This is a genomic window from Brucella sp. IR068, assembly GCF_049065885.1.
Lineage (GTDB): Bacteria > Pseudomonadota > Alphaproteobacteria > Rhizobiales > Rhizobiaceae > Brucella > Brucella intermedia.
Genome location: NZ_JBAKHE010000001.1, coordinates 440752 through 461124, shown reverse-complemented (window position 1 = coordinate 461124; position 20373 = coordinate 440752). Strand labels below are relative to the sequence as shown.

Genomic DNA, 20373 nt, shown 5'->3' with positions numbered 1-20373 from the left:
GATATCCGCCACCTGTGACCATTCCAAGGCAGATAGCGTATGAATGATACTCGCGAAATCAACTCGATTGGCAAGAGCCCTGCACACAAAAAGGGGCAGGACGATTCGGTAACTACGCCGAAAGGCCTGATTTTCAAGGCCCGCCGCGTTTTCCTGTCGGGACTACTTTATGCAGTGCTGCTGAGCGCCTGTATCAATTTGCTACAACTCACTGTACCTCTCTACATGTTGCAGGTTCATGATAGGGTGCTGAACAGCCGAAGCATGGACACGCTCACCATGCTGACCGTGCTCGCCATCGGCGCCATGCTCGTATTCGGGGTGCTGGAATTCATCCGCTCCCTGTCGTTTCAGGCCATGGGCAGCGCACTTGTGCGCCGCCTGAATCTGGCGGTTTTGACGGCAGCGGTGCAGGCATCCGTAAATCAGGGCATGCCCAAAGCGACTCAGACGCTTCGCGACCTCAACGAGTTGCGCAGTTTCCTCACCTCACCGGCGATCAATGCTCCACTCGACGCCGCGTGGTCGCCGATCTTTCTCGGCGTCCTGTTCCTGCTCCACCCCATGCTGGGCGTGATCGGTCTCGTCGCCGTCATTATCCTGATTGCATGCGGTGTGCTGACCGACCTCCTTACCCGAAATCTCATTCAGGAGGCGAACCAGGCGAACATCGAAGCGGTGTCCAAGATCGGCAGCAGCCTGCGGCATGCCGAAGTCATCGAAGCCATGGGCATGCTCCCGGCCCTCGCTCGCCGCTGGCGCACGATGCAGGTTCAGGCGCTTCAAGTGCTCGATCTTGGCGGAACCCGCGCCCGTGCCCTCTCCTCGATTGCCCGCACGGCGCGTTTCATCATCCAGATCGGATCGCTCGGCATAGGCACGCTGCTTGCCATGCAGCAGGAAATCACGCCCGGCGCAATGATCGCGACCAGCATCATCATCGGCCGCCTGCTGATGCCGTTTGACCGAATCGTGGAAAACTGGCGCCAGTGGGTCAGTGCAATCGCCAGCTGGAAGCGCGTCCAGTCATTGCTTTCGGAAAACCTGGCTGTACGCCAGACCATGCCGACGCCACGCCCCAATGGCGACCTCGTGATCGACAAGCTCATCTATGCCGCACCCGGCGTGGATGTCCCGATCATCAAGGGCATCTCCTTTTCGATCTCGCCGGGTGAAGTCCTTGGGGTTGTCGGCCCATCTGCCGCAGGCAAATCCACGCTTGCCCGGCTGCTGATCGGCATCGTCAAACCCACCTCCGGCGGCGTTTTCCTTGACGGAAACAATGTCTATCTCTGGGAACGCGGTTCTTTCGGTGAGATTGCGGGATACCTCCCACAGTCCGTCTCGCTGCTGGATGGAACCATCAAGGACAATATCGCCCGCATGGGTGACAGCGATCCGCATCGCGTGCTGGAAGCCGCACGTCTGGCCGATGTGCATGAAATGATCGGCCGCATGCCGCTTGGCTACGATACCCCGGTGGGCGACGGCCGTCTGACTTTGTCCGGGGGGCAGCGCCAGAGAATCGGCCTTGCCCGCTGCCTCTACAACCGCCCGCGCCTGATTGTTCTCGATGAACCGAATTCGAATCTCGATGCGGTCGGCGAGCGCGCGCTCATCCGGGCGGTCGAACACGCGCGCGACGATGGCGCCATTGTCATCATGATCGCACATCGGCCATCTATCATGCAGGTCGCCGACAAGCTCCTGGTGCTCGAAAACGGACGTATCTCGCAGTTCGGGCCGCGCACGGATGTGGTCGCCTCACTGACACCTGCCAATAATGGCCCGCAAATGGGAGCAGCAAACGCATGATGGGCAAATCGATTATTCCTCGTCGTGTTTCCAGCCTGCTCGCGCCGCGCGCAGAATCGTCGGATCACCAGGCCCTTACCCGTTTTGGCAGCGTCAAACCTGAATGGGCGCTCGATCTGGAGCGCGAGGATTCAAGATCGCCCCTGCGTGGGCTGATCATTGCAGGCCTAGCAACAATCGGCGTCGCTTTCGGCGGGTTCTTCGCCTGGGCCTATTCTGCCAATCTTGGAAGTGCGGCGGTAGCAATGGGCACGGTCATCGTCGATTCCAAACGCAAGACTATCAGCCATCTCGAAGGCGGTATTCTTGATCGCCTGCTGGTGCAGGAAGGCGATATCGTCAAGGTCGGCCAACCGCTTCTGCGGTTGGACGACACAAAGGCACGTTCCGACCTCCAGTCCCTTGAAAGCAGGCGCATCGGCTTGATCGCAAAACTCGCTCGTCTGCGCGCCGAACAGGCGGGGGAGAAGGAGATAAGCTTTCCCGCCAGCTTTGCCGAGGGCGGTGAAAACGCGCAGAATGCCATTCGCGCCGAAAACATCTTCTTTCAGAAACGACTTGCCCAGAAACTGAGCAAGATCGACATACAGCAGAAAACTATCGAGCAATATACGGAGCAAGCCAAGGCATCGACCGCACAGATAGCCGCGACGGACCGGCAAATCGAACTCATCAGCGATCAGCGCAAGGCGATTGCCAGCCTCGTCGAAAAGGGTTTTGCCCAGAAATCGAAGCTTACGGAAATCGATACGCGTCTCAGCCAGCTCGCCGGCGACAGAGGCGAGTATGCCGGTGACAAGGCGAAAGCCGAGCAGGCGAAAGCCGGCGCGGAGTTTGCCCTGACTGGAATCGAAAGCGATCTCCAATCCGAAATCGCAGGAGAAATCACATCGAGCCAGGTCGAGCTTTCCGATGTGCAGGAACGTATCGTCGCGGCCAAGGATGTGATGCGGCGCGTGGAAGTCCGCTCGCCGCAAGACGGGATTGTAGCCAACATCCGGCTGCGTACGCCGGGCGGCGTCATCGCACCCGGCGAAGCGATCATGGATATCGTCCCTGAAAACGAACCCCTCGTCGTTGAAATGAAGATCAGTCCACGTGATATCGACAGCATTTCGGTTGGCGCAGGTGCACAAATCCGCCTGACCGCCTATAATCAGCGCTCAATGGCGCCGTTGGATGGCAAGCTGACCTATATCGCCGCCGATCAGTCACTTGACGAGAAGACCGATACCGCATTTTTCGTGGCACGCGCCGAAATCACTCCGGCATCGCTCGCCGCAAATCCGACCGCCCGGCTTTATCCCGGCATGCCCGCAGAAATCATCATCGTGCACAAGGAACGTCGTGCCATCGATTATCTGGTTTCTCCCATCACGGACAGCCTGAACCGGGCCTTCCGCGAAGATTAATATCCAGAGAATTTCAAAGTAAAACTCGATCATAGGTTGAAATTCCCGAAGGAAGTGTCGCCGCGCATGAAATGACATGTGCGGCGTCATCTTGTTGAAATATTTTCACATTCCCCTCTTCTTGGCCAGATAATTCAAATTTAGAATCAATTTCTGCGTAAACACAAAACAAATATAAATTATAATGACTGCAAATAGATTTCATACTTATGTTTACAGAACTGCAATATAAATTAATGGTAATAATTTGTTACTTACACATGCCGCAATTATACCAAATGACGATGTTGCAATTCCACATAATGCAGAGCAGACTACTAAGAGCATAATGGTCGGAGCATTCCGGCTTGTGGAAACCCCTACAGGAACACAAGGAGAAGCAGATGGCCACTCTAGAAGGCGGCGCCTACGACGACGTGTTGTTCGGCTCCCGCTTTGACGATTTCATCCGTGCCCATGGCGGTGATGATCTCGTATTCGGAGGCGATGGTAACGACACCGTCTTCGGCGGCAACGGGAATGACATCCTTTTCGGCGGCACGGGTAACGACACCCTGTTCGGCGAAAACGGCAACGACATTCTCTTCGGCAATGAAGGAAATGACGTCCTGAGCGGCGGCAATGGCAGCGACGTGCTGTATGGCGGCAATGGAGATGACATTCTCCAGGGCGGCAACGGCTCCGATTTGCTCTATGGCGGCGCACATAATGACATTCTCTACGGTGGGAACGGCAACGACATCCTTGATGGCGGAGCCGGAAACGACGTTCTCATCGGCGGAAATGGCAGCGATACATTCCTGTTCAATGGTGGCGGCGGAAACGACGTCATTCTCGACTTCAATCCCGGCGAAGACATTCTGCAGATTCAGAAGGGTATCAATGGTCTTGATATCTCTTCCGCAGACGATCTTGCCGACCGTGTCACGCAGGTTGGTGGCAATGTCGTTGTCGACCTCGGCAATGGCGACACCGTTACCCTCGTGAACACCAATGCAGACGATGTACAGGCTCATCCCGACCAGTACTTCACTGTTCACTGATTGAACAATTGAGAGCGTGCCCGGCAATCCTCCCGCCGGGCACGTTTCGACTTCGCCGGACACCCAACTTCCCCGTTGGGTGTCCGGACCTCCTGCAAGCTGAACTTTTCTGCAAGAATGAAAGGGCCACACATTGAACCTCGACCATTCGGCGGACATTGAAAGCAAAACCGAGAACCTCTCCATTTGCCGTCTTTGCGCCGATGTGGCTGTGGTCATCTGGGATATTCCAGGCCCGGCTCGCACGACCACCAAATGCACATTTGAAATGCCGGTTCAGCCGGTCCCCTTGCTGAGCGTCGGCATTCCGCTCGAAAATGGCGGCCTGCGCATGTTCTGGGCCATGCGTACAGGCAGTGAACCTGCGGAACTTTCGCTCTCGGCAGGGTCTCTTGGCCCGACGGCGCAAGCGGTCGTATATCCGGCCAAGGAACTCGCCCCTTTCGATGTTGAATATGTCGTAAGCGATCTGACGCTCCCCGGACATATCAAGCTTCTCACCAATATTCTGACCACGTGGCGCAGCACTTTCCGGCTTTCGCGAAACCAGACTTTCGCATCCCTCGTGCGGGACCTGACTTTCGCATTGACGCCGGAACCGCGCGAGGCCCAGCATTGCGGCGAGCCTGTTCAGGGACATCACCTCCTTGAAACAGCGGTCGACCCGATGCTGGGCGAGATTTCGGCTATCTATGGCATCACTTCCGGCAGCGTGATGGTCGTTCCACCACGCTTTGTGGTGGGCAGGCAGGCGCGCAACGCCTGGCAGCCATGCCATCTTCTGCTGGAAGCAGCGCAAGACCTGCCCTCATCGCTTCTGCTGGTGCTCACGGGTCAGAAAGGAGTCGCCGTTCGCAAGCTTGCGAGCGCTAGTGAACAAACGGATTTTGCCAAATGGTGGACCAAATGGCAGGGCAACGGCGCATTGCGGGAATTTCTTGTTCGCCAGCTCGGCAAGCTAAGCCCTGCGGGTGCGGCGGTCGCCATTGATTTGCAAACGCGCACGCCGCTGCCCGTCCGCCAGATTGCACAGTCTGCCACCCATCCGGCCGCTGAAATCGATCTCGCTCTGGCGCTCGATGGCGGGCTGATCGTGGGCGGATGGATGCATGATCCCGCCGCCATGCTTGCGGATATCGAATATCTCCCGGAGAACGGAAGCGCATTGTCGCTGAAGCCGCACTTCCACAAATTTCCCGGCAAGGTGGCCAAGCGCGAAGATGCACCCCAGCAGGATGTGACGGGTTTCGTCGCCTGGCTTCCTTCGGTGCAGAATCTTGGGCCTCTCCTGCAGCCACGCTTCCAGTTGCGCCTTGCTTCCGGCGCGACCGCGCCTCTGGTGCCCGCACCGCAGCCCTTCGAGCCATCAGCGCAGCGCAACCGCATTTTGCGATCCGTGCCGCCGCAACAGGCAAGGCCACACGTATTCTCCCATATTTTGGGACCGGCCCTCACCGAAGTCGAAAAGAAGCTCGCTGCAACGGTGCACATAGCCGAGGTGAAGGAATTCGGAACGACGCCTGCCTCCCCGCTCGCGTCCATCGTTATTCCGCTCTATCGCAACCTTGATTTCCTGCGTTTCCAGTTTTCATCCATGGCGACAGACCCGTGGCTGGTGGAGAATGCAGAGTTCATCTTCGTGCTGGATTCTCCTGAAATTCAGGACGACACCGAGCACATGCTGGGTGGGCTGCACATTCTGCACGATATGCCGTTCAAGCTGGCAATCATGAACCGCAATGGCGGCTATGCGCGGGCCTGCAATGCAGGTGCCAGCATTGCGACCGGAACAACCATCGTCATGTTGAATTCCGACGTCGTGCCTGCGGAACATGGCTGGTTGCAGCAACTGATCCAGCCTTTGTTCGATCAGCCAAAGCTTGGCGCAATCGGTCCTCGCCTCCTGTTCGAGGACGGCTCGCTTCAGCATGGCGGGCTTTATTTCGCCCGCGACCGTCAGGGCATCTGGCTCAACCATCACTATTACAAGGGCATGCCGGGTAACTATCCACCGGCACTCCGTCCGCGTGAAGTGCCGGGCGTTACCGGCGCCTGTCTCATAACGCGCAAGGATATCTTCGATCTCGTCGGTGGCTATACGGAAGACTATGTCATCGGCGACTATGAGGACAGCGATCTTTGCTTGAAGATCAGGCAGCTTGGCTTCCAGATATTCTACGAGCCTTCCGTGGCGCTCTACCACTTCGAGCGCCGCTCGATCCGCCGCAGCGCGGATTACATGCGGGGCCTCGCCAGCCAATACAATTCCTGGCTCCATACACAGCGCTGGGACGACGACATTACCGAATTGATGGCTCTGCCGCAGGAACAGGAGCGCACTGTCGACCTGTCGAATGTCATCATGACCAAATCTGAAAGGAGCGCCGCTTGACGGACGTGGTAGCGCTGAAACAGCCAGAACCTGAAGCCAAACCAGCAATACCGGATGCGCAGATCGACTGGCTGATGCAGTCGGTATTGAAAAACCGCTTCTTGCCCTCGCCCGATCCGAACAGCGTGTTCGTCGGCGATGGCGATTATCGCGCGGTCGGCGCAGAGTTTCTCGGGCATTTCATTCGCATAGGCGGCCTTCGGCCCGACGCGCGCGTGCTCGATATCGGTTCCGGCATCGGTCGCATGGCAGTGCCGCTGACGCAATATCTCGACCCGGCAAAAGCCCTTTATTCAGGTATTGATCCCGTGACAGGTGGCGTAAACTGGTGCCGCCAGAACATCACGTCGCGCTACCCGAACTTCGAGTTCCGCCACATCGATATCGCCCATGACCTCTATAATCCAAAAGGGGCGGTCAACGGGCTCAGTCTCGTCCTGCCTTTCGCTGACAGGAGTTTCGACTTCGTCATCATGACGTCGGTAGTCACCCATCTGCCGTCCGACGAGGTTAAAACCTATCTCGAACAGGTTTCCCGCGTTCTCGCTCCCGGCGGAAAATTGTTCATGACCGCATTCGTCGTGGACGATGTGGCCGCGCGAGACCGTCACGGCAAACGTGACAAGCGACTTGCATTCGAGCGCCATGGCAGCGGACCATGCTGGTTTGTGCCGGAACTGCCGCCGCTGGCGGCAGTCGGGTTTGAAAATGGCTTTCTGGACCGTGCGCTTGCCGGTGCAAAACTGTCGCTCGAAGCAAAATCCTTCGGTCACTGGCGCGGCATCGAGGCGGATCATTATCAGGATATTTTCATCGCTTCGCGAGGTGCTGCCTGATGGCGCAACGTATCCTCATCGCGGCTCATAATCACCCGTCGCTTCATCCCGGCGGAACGGAAATTTTTGCGCACGACCTGTTTCGTGCCTATCAGCGCGCCGGTTGCGAAGCCATGTTTATGGGCGCCACCAACAAGGTGCACCGCGAGGCCCGTCCTGGAACAAGCTTCCAGAGCATTGGCAATGGCGGCGATGAAATCCTGCTCTGGTCCGGTCATTTCGACCGCTTCTACATGAGCCAGATCGACCTTTACGGGATTGTTCCCGACATTGTCGAACTGCTGCAGGACTTCCGGCCCGACGTCGTGCATCTCCACCATCTGCTTTTGCTCGGCGCCGAATTCCCCCATATTGTGCGCCGCACTTTGCCGGATTGCCGTATCTTGCTGACTTTGCACGACTATTATCCCATCTGCCACCATGATGGATTAATGGTCCGCACCACGGGCAAGGAGCTTTGCCATGGTGCAAGTCCCGACCGCTGCCATGCCTGTTTCAAGGACATTGCGCTCGATAAATTCGTGCTGCGCGAACGGCATATCAAATCGCTCTTGAGCGCTGTCGATGCGTTCGTTTCACCCAGCGAGTTCCTCAAGCAACGCTATGTGGAATGGGGCCTCGCGGAAGGGTTGATCAGCGTCATTCCCAATGGTCAACCGCAGCGCCCTTCCCTCGAAACACGGCAAGTGGAGCGCGGGAAGCCGGTCTTCGGCTATTTCGGCAATCTCAATCCGTGGAAAGGCGCAACAGTGCTGCTGGAAGCAGCACGGCAGCTTATATCGGAAGGCTTCGATTTCGAACTGCGAGTCCATGGTGCAGCGCCATTTCAAAGCGAAAGCTTCGTCAGTGAAATCGAGCGCCTCTTTGCCGAGACATATCCTTTCGTCCAGCGTCGGGGTGCTTATCGGCGCGATGACATCGCCCAACTGATCCAGACCGTCGATTGCGCCATCATGCCGTCGATCTGGTGGGAAAACGCTCCGCTTGTCATTCAGGAAGCGCAGGGACAGAACCGTCCCGTCATATGCAGCAATATCGGTGGAATGGCCGAAATGATTGAACATGAGGTCAATGGCCTCACCGTTCCGCCGAACGATCCGCTCGCGCTCGCCCAGGCGATGCGTCGAATGGCGGAAAACCCGGATCTGCGCCACTCGCTTAGTGCGAATGCACGTCATCCGGACACCATCGACGCCACGGCAGCACGCTATCTCGATCTGATCGGGACATTGCGGATCGCGCGCGTCGAGGCAGCATGAGAGGTAAATCATGAACATCGCGACCAAAGTTCCAACCGAGGGGGAAGCAAAGCAGGCAGCGACACCCAACGCCGCCGCCGGACCTCAAAGGACCGAAGCCATGAAAGGACGCGTTGACGCCATCGAGGAAGGCCGCCTCTATGGCTGGGCCTTCGATCCTTCGGTCCCAACCGAACGGCTTCTGATCCGTGTTCTGCTGGATGACAAGCCTATCGCTGAAGCTCCGGCCGACAAGGATCGCCCCGACCTGAAGCGCAATGGTATCGGCGATGGCAAGCACGCTTTTGAAGTGATGCTGCCGCAATTCGCCGCTGCACGGGCAGGCGAACTTGTCGTCGTTGCCGCCAACGCCGCAGGCGGCGAGCAAAAACTGCGCGTGCCGAAGCCCGACGAACAGGCCGCCGAAGCGCTTATCGCAGCACCCATGACACGCATTCTGGACAAGCTCGACATGCTGATGGCCGCGCAACGCCAGTTGCAGGTCAACCAGCGTTCGTTGCAACGCGTCGCGCCGACGCTTGATGCATCCGGCAATGCAGCCCCCGCGGAATTGCTGGACATTGCCAGTTCCGTCGATGGCCTGCGCACCGATCTTCATCAGCGCATGACCGAGCTTGATGTGCATATCATGCGCATGGACGGTGTTGTCGCCGGATTGGAACAGCGCATGGAAGACGTACGCAAGCGCAGCAGCGGCGACATCAAGCTTCTGTTCATGCTGATGTTCGTGCTGGCTGGTTTCGTCGCCGGTGCCCTTCTGACCCTTGCAGTCATGCCCTGAGGGGACGTCCATGGCGCAAGACGAAAGACCTGTCGCACAGCAGCCGGCTGCAAGACCTTCCCGGTCTCCGGATCGTCCTCCCATGATGATGGAGGGCGAAATGGTCGTGGGCAGCGTGATCGAAGACACGCTGGTGCTGGTGCTTGGCATCGGCAGCGCCGCAAACGATCAGGTCACGGCCTTTCTCAACGGCGATCCTGCCATGAGCGTGAAAACAAGCCTGATCACATGGCCGCTCAAGGAACCTTCCCCTGCGGGAACGCATGGTTTCGTCGCCATCGTGCCAACGGCTGCTCTGCGCCGTGGCGTCTTGAAGACCATCATGTTCCAGCATCGGGCGAAGGTCGCTCGCTACAATTTCGCGTCGCGTTCTGCTTCTATCGCGGATTTTGTCGCCATGATTGGCGATTTGGCCGGACCGAGCCTGCCGGGCGTCATCGATGAACTGGTGGAAGGGCTGATCTCCGGCCCTATCAGCCGGAAGAAACTTTCGGCGATCACCGTTCTGTTGCAGGCCGGAGCCCGCTCCGACGGCTGTATCGAACTCATCGGCGGCAGCGACGAAGGCGAAATTTTTGTTCAGGGCTGGGCACAGGACCTGACGCCTGCTGTCACCCGGCTGCTGATCAGCGGCAAAAATCCATCCCTCGCGGAGTGCGCGATCAGCGTCTTTGCACGGCCCGACCTGAATGATGAAGCATCCGGATTTGCAGGGCTTCTGCTCGCCAATGAGCCGGTCGAACCGACCGATATCGAACGGCTTCTGTTTCGCGGGCGGCGGGGCTGGCGTTTTACCGAAGTCTATGACCGCAGGCTCTTGTCCGGCTCGCGTGAGACGCCGGGCCACATACGGGCGATCCTGCCACGGATACGCAGCTCGACCGACATTCTGCTGCGCATGCGGTCTGCCGCCAACCGCTTCGATGGCGCCGACACGGTATCCGGCCTCCCCTTTCCCGTCCGGATGGGAATAGACAATGTCTTCCGTGTGGAAGGAAGTGGCATGCTTGTTTCCGGCTGGCTGCTCGATCCCGACAGCCATGTGGAAAGTGTGAAACTGCGCCGCCATCGCGGTGAAATCCAGATCGACACAAGCTGGACCCGTATAGACAGGCCTGATGTAACCCGCGAATTCGATAATCAGCCGCCGTTCAATGCCGGGCTCGACCCCAGCCGCCATGCCCATGGTTTCGTCGCCTTCGCCCCGGAACTTGCCGGTGACAGCACCTCGCCGTTCTACCTTGAACTTTCGATCAGCGATGGGCGACGGGCCTTTTTTCCGTTGACGCCCACCCGCGTCACGTCCCGCGAAGCCATCGTCCGGCAAATCCGGGCAACCGATCCGAACGCATGGGCTCTGCGCCATATCGTGGACCAGCAACTCGTTCCATTGCTGCGCGGCGTCAGCCGCCCTGCGCCTGAAGTCTTCGGCGTTGTCGATCTCGGCCCCTTCGAGGATGCGATAGGGCCTGCGATCATCATCGGCATCGATGAACGCGTCGAGGAGATCGAAGCCTTGCTTGCACTGCTCGCGCTCGATCCGGAAACCCGGATCGCCCCGATCGTGATCGCGGCGGCAAGCGAGATCATCGACCGCATCGGCGTACAGATCAGACGCCTTGCGGATTTCTACCGCCTGCGCATACGGCTCGTTTCAGCCACCGGTTCCGAGGACCTCTACGATGCGTTGGAAGTCGGCGCCCGCACGGTTACAACGGATCAGGTCATATTCCTGGCCGGATCGCTGCTGCCGCGCCGCGCCGGATGGCTGAACAAGCTCGTCAGCGCCTATGAAGCGCACAAGGACTGCGTTCTGTCACCCACGCTTGCCTATGAGGATGATTCAATCCGTTGGGCTGGAACCTGGGTTGCGGGTCCGCCCTCCGGCATGTCGGCGGATCGGGCCCTGATCAGCCGCTATGCGGGTTATCCCATCGATGCCGTATCGGGAATGTCGTTGACGGAAGTCGCAACAGCGACGTTCGAGTGCTGCATCCTTCCCCGCGAAGCGCTGTTCTCGGTCGGCGGCTTCACGCGCGGCTATCTCGGCACTCACGAAAAGGGACTGGATCTCGGATTGAAACTGAAACAATCGGGCCTGCGCTCCTATTGGTTGCCTTCGGCCCATATGCTTGGAGCGGACGACACATCCGTTACCGACAGGGCATCGACCATTGCACTCATCGAGCGCATTGACCGGCAGGTCTTCGACGCGCGTTGGTCCTCCATTCTCGCTGGCAGGCGCAAGGCTCAGGCGGAGGAACTTGCATGAGCGATAAACTCCGGGTTCTCGTCATCTCGCACGCCCACCCTTCGATCTCTCTCGGGGGCGGTGAAATCGCTTCCTACAATCTGCACAAGGGGTTGAACAGCATTCCCGGGGTGCAGTCGGTCTATCTGGCGCGGGCGGCCCATCCGATCCCGCGACATGGCACGACGGCGCTCATGAGCATGCGGCGCGCCAGCGATGAAATCCTGTTTCATGCCGACGAATACGACCATTTTTATCTGTCGAACAAGAACACCGATGAAATCCGCCGCGACCTGCTGCGCTTCGTCCGAGACTACGACCCTGACATCGTGCATTTCCACCATGTCCTGGGCCTCGGGCTGGAGACCCTTTACGCCATCCGCGAAGCGTTGCCGGACCGGATCATTCTCGTGACTTTTCACGAGTTCCTGTCCATCTGCAACAATGATGGCCAGATGGTCAAAGCCGGCACATCGAAGCTGTGCAGCGAAGCGTCTCCCATCGATTGCCACGCCTGTTTTCCGCAGATACCGCCGGCGCGCTTTCTCAAGCGGGAACGCTTTGTGCGCGGCATGCTGGAACTTGCCGACGCCTTCGTTTCACCGAGCAAATTCCTCGCCAATCGCTATCTCGAATGGGGCCTCGATCCGGACAAGATGGAAGTCATTGAAAACGGCATAGCCATACGCGATGTCACCCCTCCACGTGAGCTGACCGGGCCGAACCCGCGCCGCAACCGCTTTGCCTTTTTCGGTCAGATCAATCCTTTCAAGGGCATAGACGTGCTGGTCGATGCGGTATCCCGTGTCCCGGAACAGGTCTGGGGTGAGGATTCCCGGCTGATGATCTTCGGAGGCAATCTGGAGAAGCAGCCACCCGCCTTTCAGGAGCGCATGCATAAACTGATCGAGGAGGCTGGTCCGCGCGTGCGCTTCTATGGCGCTTACCAGAATGCCGAAATGCCGCGCCTCATGCAGTCTGTGGACTGGGTGGTCATGCCTTCGATCTGGTGGGAAAACTCACCTATCGTCATTCAGGAGGCCTTGCATCATCGACGCCCCGTCATTTGCTCGAACATCGGCGGCATGGCGGAGAAGATTCGCGACGGCGAAGACGGCCTGCATTTCCGGGTGCGCAGCGCCGAGGATCTGGCCGACCGCTTTACGGAAGTGCTGAGCGAACCGGGCGTGTGGGACAGATTGCATCAATCCATCCGCAATCCGGTCCATTATATCGACTGCGCGAAGGAGCACCTCGATCTCTATAACCGGTTGCGGGAGTCAAAACCGCGCAGACAGAAACCGGCAGTTACGCAAACTGCTCTTTCACAGGCAAGCTGAGCCTGGCTTGACCTTATTGAAACAGAAGGAAAACCGTATGGCACGCGCCCTCGTCATGATCCCTGCGGGAGAAGTGTACGATCACGACAATGTCCGCTGGTATCGTCATACCGACGTTCAGGGCAGCATCAATCATTATCACAATATCGGCGACGCCTTCGTCTTCGAGTCATCGTTGAAGCTCATGGATTACGAGAAGGCTTCCGAACTCCCGATCACCAATTTTTCCCCGGAAAAGATTGATCAGCTGCGCGAAGAATATGATTATGTGATCCTGCGTGGCTCGAACTACATCAACAAGGATATGAACTGGCGCGACACGATCCCGGTTTTGCAGCGGCTGAAACTGCCGGTCATCGCATTCGGCGTTGGAGCGCAAGCGCCGGTCAGAGGGGAAATACAGCTTTCCGAAGAGACGAAGGCGGTCCTGCGCATCATCGCGGATTCCACAACGTCCATAGGTGTGCGCGGTGCTTATACGGCCCAGGTGCTCAACGATATTGGCATCCGCAATGTGCGGGTCATCGGTTGCCCGACCGCGTTTCGCCGCAACAACCAGCATCTGCGCATCAAACTGCCGCCGCTGGAAAACGTTGCCCAGGTCGGCGTTACGGTTCGCCGCGAGGTGTCGCCTGCCTATGCGCAGGACATCGAGCAATATCTGACCCGGCACCGCGACCTCATCAAATCCATGGCCCAACGCTTCGATGTAACCTTGATGGCGCAGGGCGAGATCGATGAAAAGAAAATGGTCTTCGGAACAGCGGAGCAGAAGGAAGAGGCCATTGCGGCCCTCAAGGCGCATCGCTGGACAGCAGACTGGTATTTCGACGAAACGATGGAAAACCTCTATCGCCATCGCATGTTCTACTCGGATGTCGTTGCAGATTACGAGGAACTGGTGCGCAAGCAGCAACTCGTCCTTGGTTATCGTCTGCACGGCAACCTGATGGCGCTGGCCAACGGCGTTCCGTCCATCTACTTCACCTATGACAGCCGCACGGCAGAATTTGCAGAAACCTTCAAGATACCGAGCTACGACGTCTTCAGCGACAAGCCCTTCCGGCTGGAAGACTACTGGGACCAGTCTCTTTTCGACAAATACAACCGGGCCTGGTTCGAGACCTATGCCGAAATGAAGCATTTTCTCGATGAAAACGGCGTCCAAAACAAGATGACCGAAACCGGGCTTCCCATCGCGGAACTGAAGGTCGCTTGAGTTCAGCTCTTCGGCAGTTGGGCAGGACCGTTGCCCTTCTGCTCTTCTGCCAGAAGCGACCATGCGGCGATGAACATCGCGGCAATCAGCGGGCCGACCACGAAACCGTTGATCCCGATCAGTGAAATTCCTCCGACCGTGGAGATCAGCACGACATAATCAGGCATGCGGGTGCCTTTTCCGACGAGCGGCGGGCGCAGGAGATTGTCGACCAGTCCGATCACGAATACGCCGACGAAGACCAGAACAGCGCCGCTGATCCACTCCCCGCTTGCAAAGAACCAGGCCGCCGCCGGTATCCAGACAAGGGCGGCGCCGACGGCCGGCAGCATGGAGAGGAACGTCATCATGACGCCCCAGAGCAAGGCTGCTTCCACGCCGAGAAGCCAGAAAGTCACCCCGCCTATCGTTCCCTGAATGATGGCGATGATGATATTTCCCTTCACGGTCGCCCGGATGACGGCTGTGAACTTTTCCAGAAACTGCCGGGTATAATCGTCGTTGAGCGGAATGGCCTGCCTGATCTTCCGCCCCAGCTCCGCACCATCGCGAAACAGGAAGAACAGCAGGTAAAGCATGATGCCGAAGCCGATGAAGAATTGCAGTGTATTCTGGCCGAAGCTCACCAGCCTTCCGGCGAAAAGCTGGCTGCCCTGCATGATGGCGGAGGAAATGCGTGAGCGCCATTCCGCGAAATCACCCAATTCAAACCGGGTCAGCCACTCCTCCAGCGAATCCGGCAAGGCACCCAGGATGCGGGAAATATAACTGTTCAGGTCAAACTCGCGGCTGCTCAGGCGTTGATAGAGGGAGTTACCCTCCTGAACCAGCGAACCGAAAATCGCCAGCATCGGAATGATGACCAGACAGATGCACATCAACACGGAAAGCAGGGCCGCAATGTTCTTCCTGCCCCCGAGCAAACGTTCCAGACGCTGTTGCACCGGCGAGAACACCACGGCAAGAATAACAGCCCACAAGACTGCCGAATAATAGGGCAGCAGCAACCACGCAAAGGCGATGGTGACCAGTGCCAGAAGAATATAGAAGCTCGCGCGCTGGACGGACATGAACACCTGCTGCAGATTTCCGGGTCGGCAAACCCTGCCCGGAAAACCGTTCCAATTCAATAGGGAAGCACGGGCCAGCCGATCATGCCGCTCTCAAAGGCACCAGCTTTTCATTGGGACGCGAACGCGCAAGCGTGCTCAGAAGATCGCTTTGCGATACGAGCCCGATGATGCGGCGCATTTCGTCGATGACCACGACGGCATGCGCCAGTCCATCGGTGAGGCTCGGCACGAGGCTCATCACCGGATCAGACTGTGATGCGGTGGGAGCCTCCACGATGTAGTTTCTGAAATCATCGCCTGGATGCATCAACTCGCGCAAACCGATCACGCCTTTCAGGCGCCCATCCGATGTGCGCACGGGCAGCGTCAGCAGATTGTGCCGCAGGATCAGCTCGCGCGCCTGGCTGGCGGTTGCACCTTCGTCGATACTGACGACATCCCGCGACATGATATCGGCGCATGTCAGGTCCCCGCGCGAGCGAGTGGACACTTCAAGCTCCACCTGCCGCAGCAGACGTCCGAGATCGTTGCGATCAATATCGAAGCTTTCATCCAACGCCAACAAGGCGCGGTCGATATCTTCCTCGCGGATGCCCATGCGGACCGAAGGCGGCAGGTCTTCCGTGCTGTGCTTGTTAACCGGCGCGGCAGCAACCACATGCGGATATTTCCGGCGCGACAGTTTGTGAAACAGGATCCCCAGTCCGACAAGAAGGCAGGAATTCAGCGCAACCGGCACCAACGGGAACAGCAAGCCCCATTTGGCGACCGCCGATCCCCCCAGAACCGCGGTCAGCGCCGCTGCGCCGCCGGGCGGATGAAGGCTGCGGGTGACGGACATGGCAGCGATGGCCAGAGCCACGCCAAGGCCGATTGCCAGCGCCGGATCATCGACAAACTGCGTGACGGCCAAACCGACGAAGGCCGAAATCGTGTTGCCGCCGATGATCGACCAGGGCTGGGCCAGCGGGCTGGTCGGAACGGCAAAGAGCAGAACTGCCGAAGCGCCGATCGGTGCTACGATCAAAGGCAGATGCGGCCCGTTTCCCAGCAACATGCTCGATATGAACCCGGTCAGCGTAATACCGATCAGGGCGCCGAGGCAGGCAATGGATCGTTCCCGCAGCGTAGCGCCGGCAAGAACCGGCTTGAACAGCCGGAAAGCGCGCGACTGGTTTGGTTCGGTATCTCTTTGGGTCATTCCGTCAATCAGGCCGATGATAGGGAGGCTTCAGCAAAAACCGTTGAAGCTGAAGGCTATTCTCTTGGGGGTGAGACAATATCCTGCCCTTGCCGGATTCGAACAAGAAAGCAAATCCGTATCAGCTTGCAGGAACGGAAAAATCCTTCTCCGTTCATCAACTTAACGAGAACAATGGTCTCAATGCCATTTCAAGTCCGAGGACCATGAGGCCTATCAGAAACCAACGACGAAAGCTTTCCGGCCGGATTTTGCGGCGAAAGAATTGCCCGAGGAACATCCCGGCCAGTGCGGGAACGATGGCCAGGACGGAGATCAACAGGAGATCGCCCGAATAGGCCTGCCTGCTTGAAAGCCCAACGCCCAGTGCGGCAGTCGAAACAGTGAAGGAAAGCCCCAGCGACTGCACCAGATCTTCTTTTCTGAGCCCCAGAGAACTCAGATAGGGCACTGCCGGAATGACAAATATTCCCGTGGCACCTGCAATCAATCCCGTCAGGAGGCCGATGACAGGGGATAGCAAACGCTCGAGCTTTTCCGGCACCTGTAGCTGGCGGGCCAATAACGTATAGGCTGCATAGACGACGAGCGAGAAACCCAGCATCGATGTGGTGATTGCAATATTTCCGCCGACCAGAACCGCGGTTCCTGCGATGGTCCCCACCACAATTGCCAGCATCATGCTCCAAAGGCGAAGCATGAGCGCGCCGAAACTCGGCCCCGCCACCAACTGCCACAGATTGGTGACGAAGGAGGGAATAATCAGCAGGCTCGCGGCTGCGAGCGGAGATATGAGCGCGCCCAATATGCCCATCGCGACGGTTGGCAGTCCCATTCCGGTCACGCCTTTGACGAAGCCGGCGCAGAGAAACGTAATCGCAATCGTGAGGATCAGGGAGAAGGAATAAGTCATGTCCCTGCTATAGCGACCTGGCCAGCGGGCGGAATGCGGAAGTTCCTCATCCAGCCTTCGGCTTTCCCATAGGCAGGATTCGCGCTAGTATCGCGCATGCGCTTTGATCTTACCGACCTTCGCCTCTTCCTTGCGGTAGCCGACACCGGCAGCATCACCCATGGCGCGGCGGAAGTAGGCCTCTCGCTTCCAGCGGCAAGCGAGCGTCTGCGCGATATGGAAGCGGCGGGACAGGTTATGCTTCTGGAGCGCGGGCGGCGGGGCGTAACCTTGACTGAAGCGGGCGAAGCCCTTGTCCATCATGCCAGAACAGTGATGCGGCAGATGGCGGATATGCATAGCGAATTGGGTTTGCATGCCAAAGCCATGCGTACAGCAATCCGTGTTGCGGCCAATACGGCGGCGATTACGGAGTATCTTCCGGCAAAACTCGCCGTCTGGATGGCAGAAAATCCGCGCATCGATGTGGAGTTGAAGGAACGGCAGAGCACCGATATTGCCCGGGCCGTCCTGCGCGGATTTGTCGAGATCGGGATATTATCGGACGCGGCAGACGCAACCGGTCTGGAAAGGATTCCGTTTGCTAAAGATCAACTGGTGCTGATCACGGCCAAGCACCATCTTCTCGCCAGCTATAGGCGGGTGAGTTTTCCGGATATCCTGCAGGAGCAATTCATCGGCCTTTCAGCCGGTGCCTTGCAGGAGCACATCGAGAGCCAGGCGAGCCGTCTGGGCGGCAGGCTCAAAATCAGGACGAGGCTTCGCACGTTTGAAGGAGTCGGCCACATGGTGGCTGCCGGTGCCGGGATTGCAATCATTCCGCAGACAGCCGCCCAACGTCTCAGAAAGACGCTGCCAATCGCGACTGTTGCGATCTCCGATGCCTGGGCCAGAAGAAATCTTGTAATCGCCGTGCGGTCCCGTGAGGAACTGACCGCCGCCGCCAGATCCCTCGTCGACCATCTGGCCGAAGAGCGAGCTACCCAGACTTTGGTAGTATAAGCGCTTTCGTTGAAGCTCAGGCATTGGCAAGCCGCCGGGTTGCATCTACATTCTGTTTGAAGCGCGCCGGAAATCATTGCCGATTCAAGAGCAAGTCCGGTGCGGAAGCGATTACTGCAGTGACCTGATAATATCGCATCTGATTGCCCGAAGCGCCCAAAGAGGCGTGGGGAACTGAATTCAGAATACGGGCTCGCCCGCCGCAACATAGTCTGGGAGGACGCTATGATGAAGACTATCGCCGCTCTGGCGACGACACTTGCCATTTCCGCTGCAACTTTCACCGCACAGGCACAAAACTATCCTGAACGGACGATTACCATGGTCGTGCCTTTTGCGGCAGGCGGGCCTACCGACACCGTGACGCGTCTTGTCGCGGAATCCATGTCCAAGGACCTTGGCCAGCAGGTCATCGTCGAAAATGTGGGCGGCGCGGGCGGAACACTTGGCGCCGGGCGCGTCGCAACCGCGGACCCGGATGGCTATACGCTCCTGCTTCACCATATCGGCATGGCCACAAGCGCCACTCTCTATCGCAAGCTTGCCTATGACACATTGAACGGCTTCGAATATGTCGGGCTGGTTACGGAAGTTCCGATGACCATCGTTGCGCGCAAGGACCTTGAGCCGACCGATCTGAAGGGGCTGGTCGAATATGCCAAGGCCAACAAGGATACCGTAACCGTCGCCAATGCGGGCATCGGGGCTGCCTCGCATCTTTGCGGCATGCTGTTCATGAGCGCTATTGAAACTCCGCTCGTCACGGTTCCATACAAGGGAACCGGCCCCGCCATGACTGACCTGCTCGGCGGACAGGTCGATATCATGTGTGACCAGACCACAAACACGACCAAGCAGATTCAGGCAGGCACGATCAAGGCCTATGCCGTCACCTCGCCCGAACGTCTGGACGTGCTGAAAGACCTTCCCACGACCAAGGAAGCCGGGCTTGACGGCATGGAAGTGGGCATCTGGCACGGCATTTACGCCCCCAAGGGAACCCCGGCAGCAATCACCGAGCGGCTGTCGAAATCGCTCCAACTGGCCCTGAAAGACCCGAATGTGGTTGCCCGCTTCGCCGAACTCGGCACAAAGCCGTCATCGGAATCCGACGCGACGCCTGCCGCGCTGAAGGCAAAGCTGGAATCCGAAGTCGCACGCTGGAAGCCCATCATCGAGGCTGCCGGACAATACGCGGACTGACGTCGCGGCCCTCAATCAAGGTGCGCAATCTGGCGCGCCTTGATTGTCATGTCCTGAGGCCGCCTCGCAACCGCAGCCTCGGGATAGCTGATCCCATTCACATGCCGAGCCCCCGGCATAGCCCTTTCAACGGCAAATCCGAAAGATGATTAGCCCATGAATGAGCCCTCAAGGAAATTTTCTATCGATCCGACCAACGGATTATGCGGTGCCCTTCTCACACTGACCGGCGCCTTTTTCGCCTATCAGGCGCTGGGTCTGGACTTGGGCACATCGCTGCGCATGGGACCGGGATATTTCCCGCTTGTTCTCTCAGGCGTACTAGTCCTTCTTGGACTGGTCATACTTATCCAGGCGACGCGCGTCTCCGGTGAGCCAATGGGTCCGATCGCATGGCGCGGTCTGTTCTTCATTCTGCCTGCACCCATATTCTTCGGCCTCACGGTACGCGGCCTCGGTTTCATACCGTCATTGTTCCTGACCTGCCTCATTGCCTCTTTCGCCTCGATGCGCATGAAGCCGCTAGCAGCACTGGTTCTTGCGGCTGCAATCACTGTCTTCTCCGTCATCGTGTTCAGCTACGCCCTCGCGCTGCCGTACCAGCGTTTCGGGCCGTGGTGGCCGTTCTAGGAG

16 protein-coding genes are annotated in these 20373 nt (G+C 58.2%); 13 read left to right on the top strand and 3 right to left on the bottom strand.

All coding sequences use genetic code 11. The features are described 5' to 3' along the window. The first annotated feature begins 39 nt into the window (after positions 1 to 39). The 10 genes from ACOWVS_RS02145 to ACOWVS_RS02100 all read left to right on the top strand — a co-directional run bounded on the left by ACOWVS_RS02145 (position 40) and on the right by ACOWVS_RS02100 (position 14348). Complete coding sequence (locus ACOWVS_RS02145; protein ID WP_075041477.1) at positions 40 to 1815, top strand: type I secretion system permease/ATPase; 1776 nt, start codon at positions 40 to 42, stop codon at positions 1813 to 1815. Beyond that, complete coding sequence (locus tag ACOWVS_RS02140; protein WP_025092027.1) at positions 1812 to 3227, top strand: HlyD family type I secretion periplasmic adaptor subunit; 1416 nt, start codon at positions 1812 to 1814, stop codon at positions 3225 to 3227. Before ACOWVS_RS02145 ends, ACOWVS_RS02140 begins: the two co-directional genes overlap by 4 nt. Before the next feature lie 383 nt (positions 3228 to 3610). Then, complete coding sequence (locus tag ACOWVS_RS02135) at positions 3611 to 4270, top strand: calcium-binding protein (RefSeq protein WP_006470323.1); 660 nt, start codon at positions 3611 to 3613, stop codon at positions 4268 to 4270. Positions 4271 to 4403: 133 nt separating this feature from the next. Further along, positions 4404 to 6662, top strand: coding sequence for a glycosyltransferase family 2 protein (locus ACOWVS_RS02130; protein ID WP_021585674.1), 2259 nt, complete (start codon positions 4404 to 4406; stop codon positions 6660 to 6662). Then, positions 6659 to 7498 carry a class I SAM-dependent methyltransferase gene (locus tag ACOWVS_RS02125; protein ID WP_021585675.1) on the top strand — a complete coding sequence of 280 codons (840 nt, stop codon included), beginning with the start codon at positions 6659 to 6661 and terminating at the stop codon, positions 7496 to 7498. Before ACOWVS_RS02130 ends, ACOWVS_RS02125 begins: the two co-directional genes overlap by 4 nt. After that, complete coding sequence (locus tag ACOWVS_RS02120; protein WP_075041478.1) at positions 7498 to 8757, top strand: glycosyltransferase family 4 protein; 1260 nt, start codon at positions 7498 to 7500, stop codon at positions 8755 to 8757. The genes ACOWVS_RS02125 and ACOWVS_RS02120 overlap by 1 nt, the downstream gene beginning before the upstream one ends. 10 nt (positions 8758 to 8767) lie before the next feature. Then, the gene (locus ACOWVS_RS02115; protein WP_006468687.1) at positions 8768 to 9538 is read left to right on the top strand and encodes a hypothetical protein; all 771 of its coding nucleotides are present in this window, start codon (positions 8768 to 8770) and stop codon (positions 9536 to 9538) included. A 10-nt stretch (positions 9539 to 9548) separates the two neighbouring features. Beyond that, positions 9549 to 11810 carry a glycosyltransferase family 2 protein gene (locus ACOWVS_RS02110; protein WP_081375252.1) on the top strand — a complete coding sequence of 754 codons (2262 nt, stop codon included), beginning with the start codon at positions 9549 to 9551 and terminating at the stop codon, positions 11808 to 11810. Further along, on the top strand, positions 11807 to 13129 hold the full coding sequence (locus ACOWVS_RS02105) for a glycosyltransferase family 4 protein (protein ID WP_075041480.1): 1323 nt from the start codon (positions 11807 to 11809) through the stop codon (positions 13127 to 13129). Before ACOWVS_RS02110 ends, ACOWVS_RS02105 begins: the two co-directional genes overlap by 4 nt. Before the next feature lie 37 nt (positions 13130 to 13166). Continuing rightward, positions 13167 to 14348: a polysaccharide pyruvyl transferase family protein gene (locus tag ACOWVS_RS02100; protein WP_021585680.1), complete on the top strand. Its 1182-nt coding sequence runs from the start codon at positions 13167 to 13169 to the stop codon at positions 14346 to 14348. A gap of 2 nt (positions 14349 to 14350) precedes the next feature. On the opposite strand, the gene ACOWVS_RS02095 is transcribed toward ACOWVS_RS02100, so the two are convergent. The 3 genes from ACOWVS_RS02095 to ACOWVS_RS02085 form a co-directional block, all read right to left on the bottom strand. Continuing rightward, the gene (locus ACOWVS_RS02095) at positions 14351 to 15418 is read right to left on the bottom strand and encodes an AI-2E family transporter (protein WP_025092035.1); all 1068 of its coding nucleotides are present in this window, start codon (positions 15416 to 15418) and stop codon (positions 14351 to 14353) included. 82 nt (positions 15419 to 15500) lie between these two features. Next, positions 15501 to 16622, bottom strand: coding sequence for an HPP family protein (locus ACOWVS_RS02090; protein ID WP_025092036.1), 1122 nt, complete (start codon positions 16620 to 16622; stop codon positions 15501 to 15503). Positions 16623 to 16779: 157 nt separating this feature from the next. After that, positions 16780 to 17535 (bottom strand): sulfite exporter TauE/SafE family protein, encoded by a 756-nt coding sequence (locus tag ACOWVS_RS02085; RefSeq protein ID WP_021585683.1) that lies wholly within the window; start codon positions 17533 to 17535, stop codon positions 16780 to 16782. 96 nt (positions 17536 to 17631) lie between these two features. Here ACOWVS_RS02085 and ACOWVS_RS02080 point away from each other — a divergent pair, with 96 nt between their 5' ends. From ACOWVS_RS02080 to ACOWVS_RS02070, 3 genes are all read left to right on the top strand, one after another. After that, a complete protein-coding gene (locus ACOWVS_RS02080) occupies positions 17632 to 18537 on the top strand; it encodes a LysR family transcriptional regulator (RefSeq protein ID WP_021585684.1) in 906 nt (301 codons plus the stop codon). A 225-nt stretch (positions 18538 to 18762) separates the two neighbouring features. After that, entirely contained in the window at positions 18763 to 19740 is a 978-nt protein-coding gene (locus tag ACOWVS_RS02075) for a tripartite tricarboxylate transporter substrate-binding protein (protein ID WP_006468679.1), read from the top strand. Positions 19741 to 19896: 156 nt separating this feature from the next. After that, positions 19897 to 20370 (top strand): tripartite tricarboxylate transporter TctB family protein, encoded by a 474-nt coding sequence (locus ACOWVS_RS02070; protein ID WP_006468678.1) that lies wholly within the window; start codon positions 19897 to 19899, stop codon positions 20368 to 20370. Positions 20371 to 20373 lie beyond the last annotated feature (3 nt).

What these genes read in the sequence shown, in the direction of transcription:
- ACOWVS_RS02145 (WP_075041477.1), top strand. Translation starts at nt 40, where the DNA reads ATGAATGATACTCGCGAAATCAACTCGATTGGCAAGAGCCCTGCACAC.
- ACOWVS_RS02140 (WP_025092027.1), top strand. Translation starts at nt 1,812, where the DNA reads ATGATGGGCAAATCGATTATTCCTCGTCGTGTTTCCAGCCTGCTCGCG.
- ACOWVS_RS02135 (WP_006470323.1), top strand. Translation starts at nt 3,611, where the DNA reads ATGGCCACTCTAGAAGGCGGCGCCTACGACGACGTGTTGTTCGGCTCC.
- ACOWVS_RS02120 (WP_075041478.1), top strand. Translation starts at nt 7,498, where the DNA reads ATGGCGCAACGTATCCTCATCGCGGCTCATAATCACCCGTCGCTTCAT.
- ACOWVS_RS02115 (WP_006468687.1), top strand. Translation starts at nt 8,768, where the DNA reads ATGAACATCGCGACCAAAGTTCCAACCGAGGGGGAAGCAAAGCAGGCA.
- ACOWVS_RS02110 (WP_081375252.1), top strand. Translation starts at nt 9,549, where the DNA reads ATGGCGCAAGACGAAAGACCTGTCGCACAGCAGCCGGCTGCAAGACCT.
- ACOWVS_RS02105 (WP_075041480.1), top strand. Translation starts at nt 11,807, where the DNA reads ATGAGCGATAAACTCCGGGTTCTCGTCATCTCGCACGCCCACCCTTCG.
- ACOWVS_RS02100 (WP_021585680.1), top strand. Translation starts at nt 13,167, where the DNA reads ATGGCACGCGCCCTCGTCATGATCCCTGCGGGAGAAGTGTACGATCAC.
- ACOWVS_RS02095 (WP_025092035.1), bottom strand. Translation starts at nt 15,418, where the DNA reads ATGTCCGTCCAGCGCGCGAGCTTCTATATTCTTCTGGCACTGGTCACC.
- ACOWVS_RS02090 (WP_025092036.1), bottom strand. Translation starts at nt 16,622, where the DNA reads ATGACCCAAAGAGATACCGAACCAAACCAGTCGCGCGCTTTCCGGCTG.
- ACOWVS_RS02085 (WP_021585683.1), bottom strand. Translation starts at nt 17,535, where the DNA reads ATGACTTATTCCTTCTCCCTGATCCTCACGATTGCGATTACGTTTCTC.
- ACOWVS_RS02080 (WP_021585684.1), top strand. Translation starts at nt 17,632, where the DNA reads ATGCGCTTTGATCTTACCGACCTTCGCCTCTTCCTTGCGGTAGCCGAC.
- ACOWVS_RS02075 (WP_006468679.1), top strand. Translation starts at nt 18,763, where the DNA reads ATGATGAAGACTATCGCCGCTCTGGCGACGACACTTGCCATTTCCGCT.
- ACOWVS_RS02070 (WP_006468678.1), top strand. Translation starts at nt 19,897, where the DNA reads ATGAATGAGCCCTCAAGGAAATTTTCTATCGATCCGACCAACGGATTA.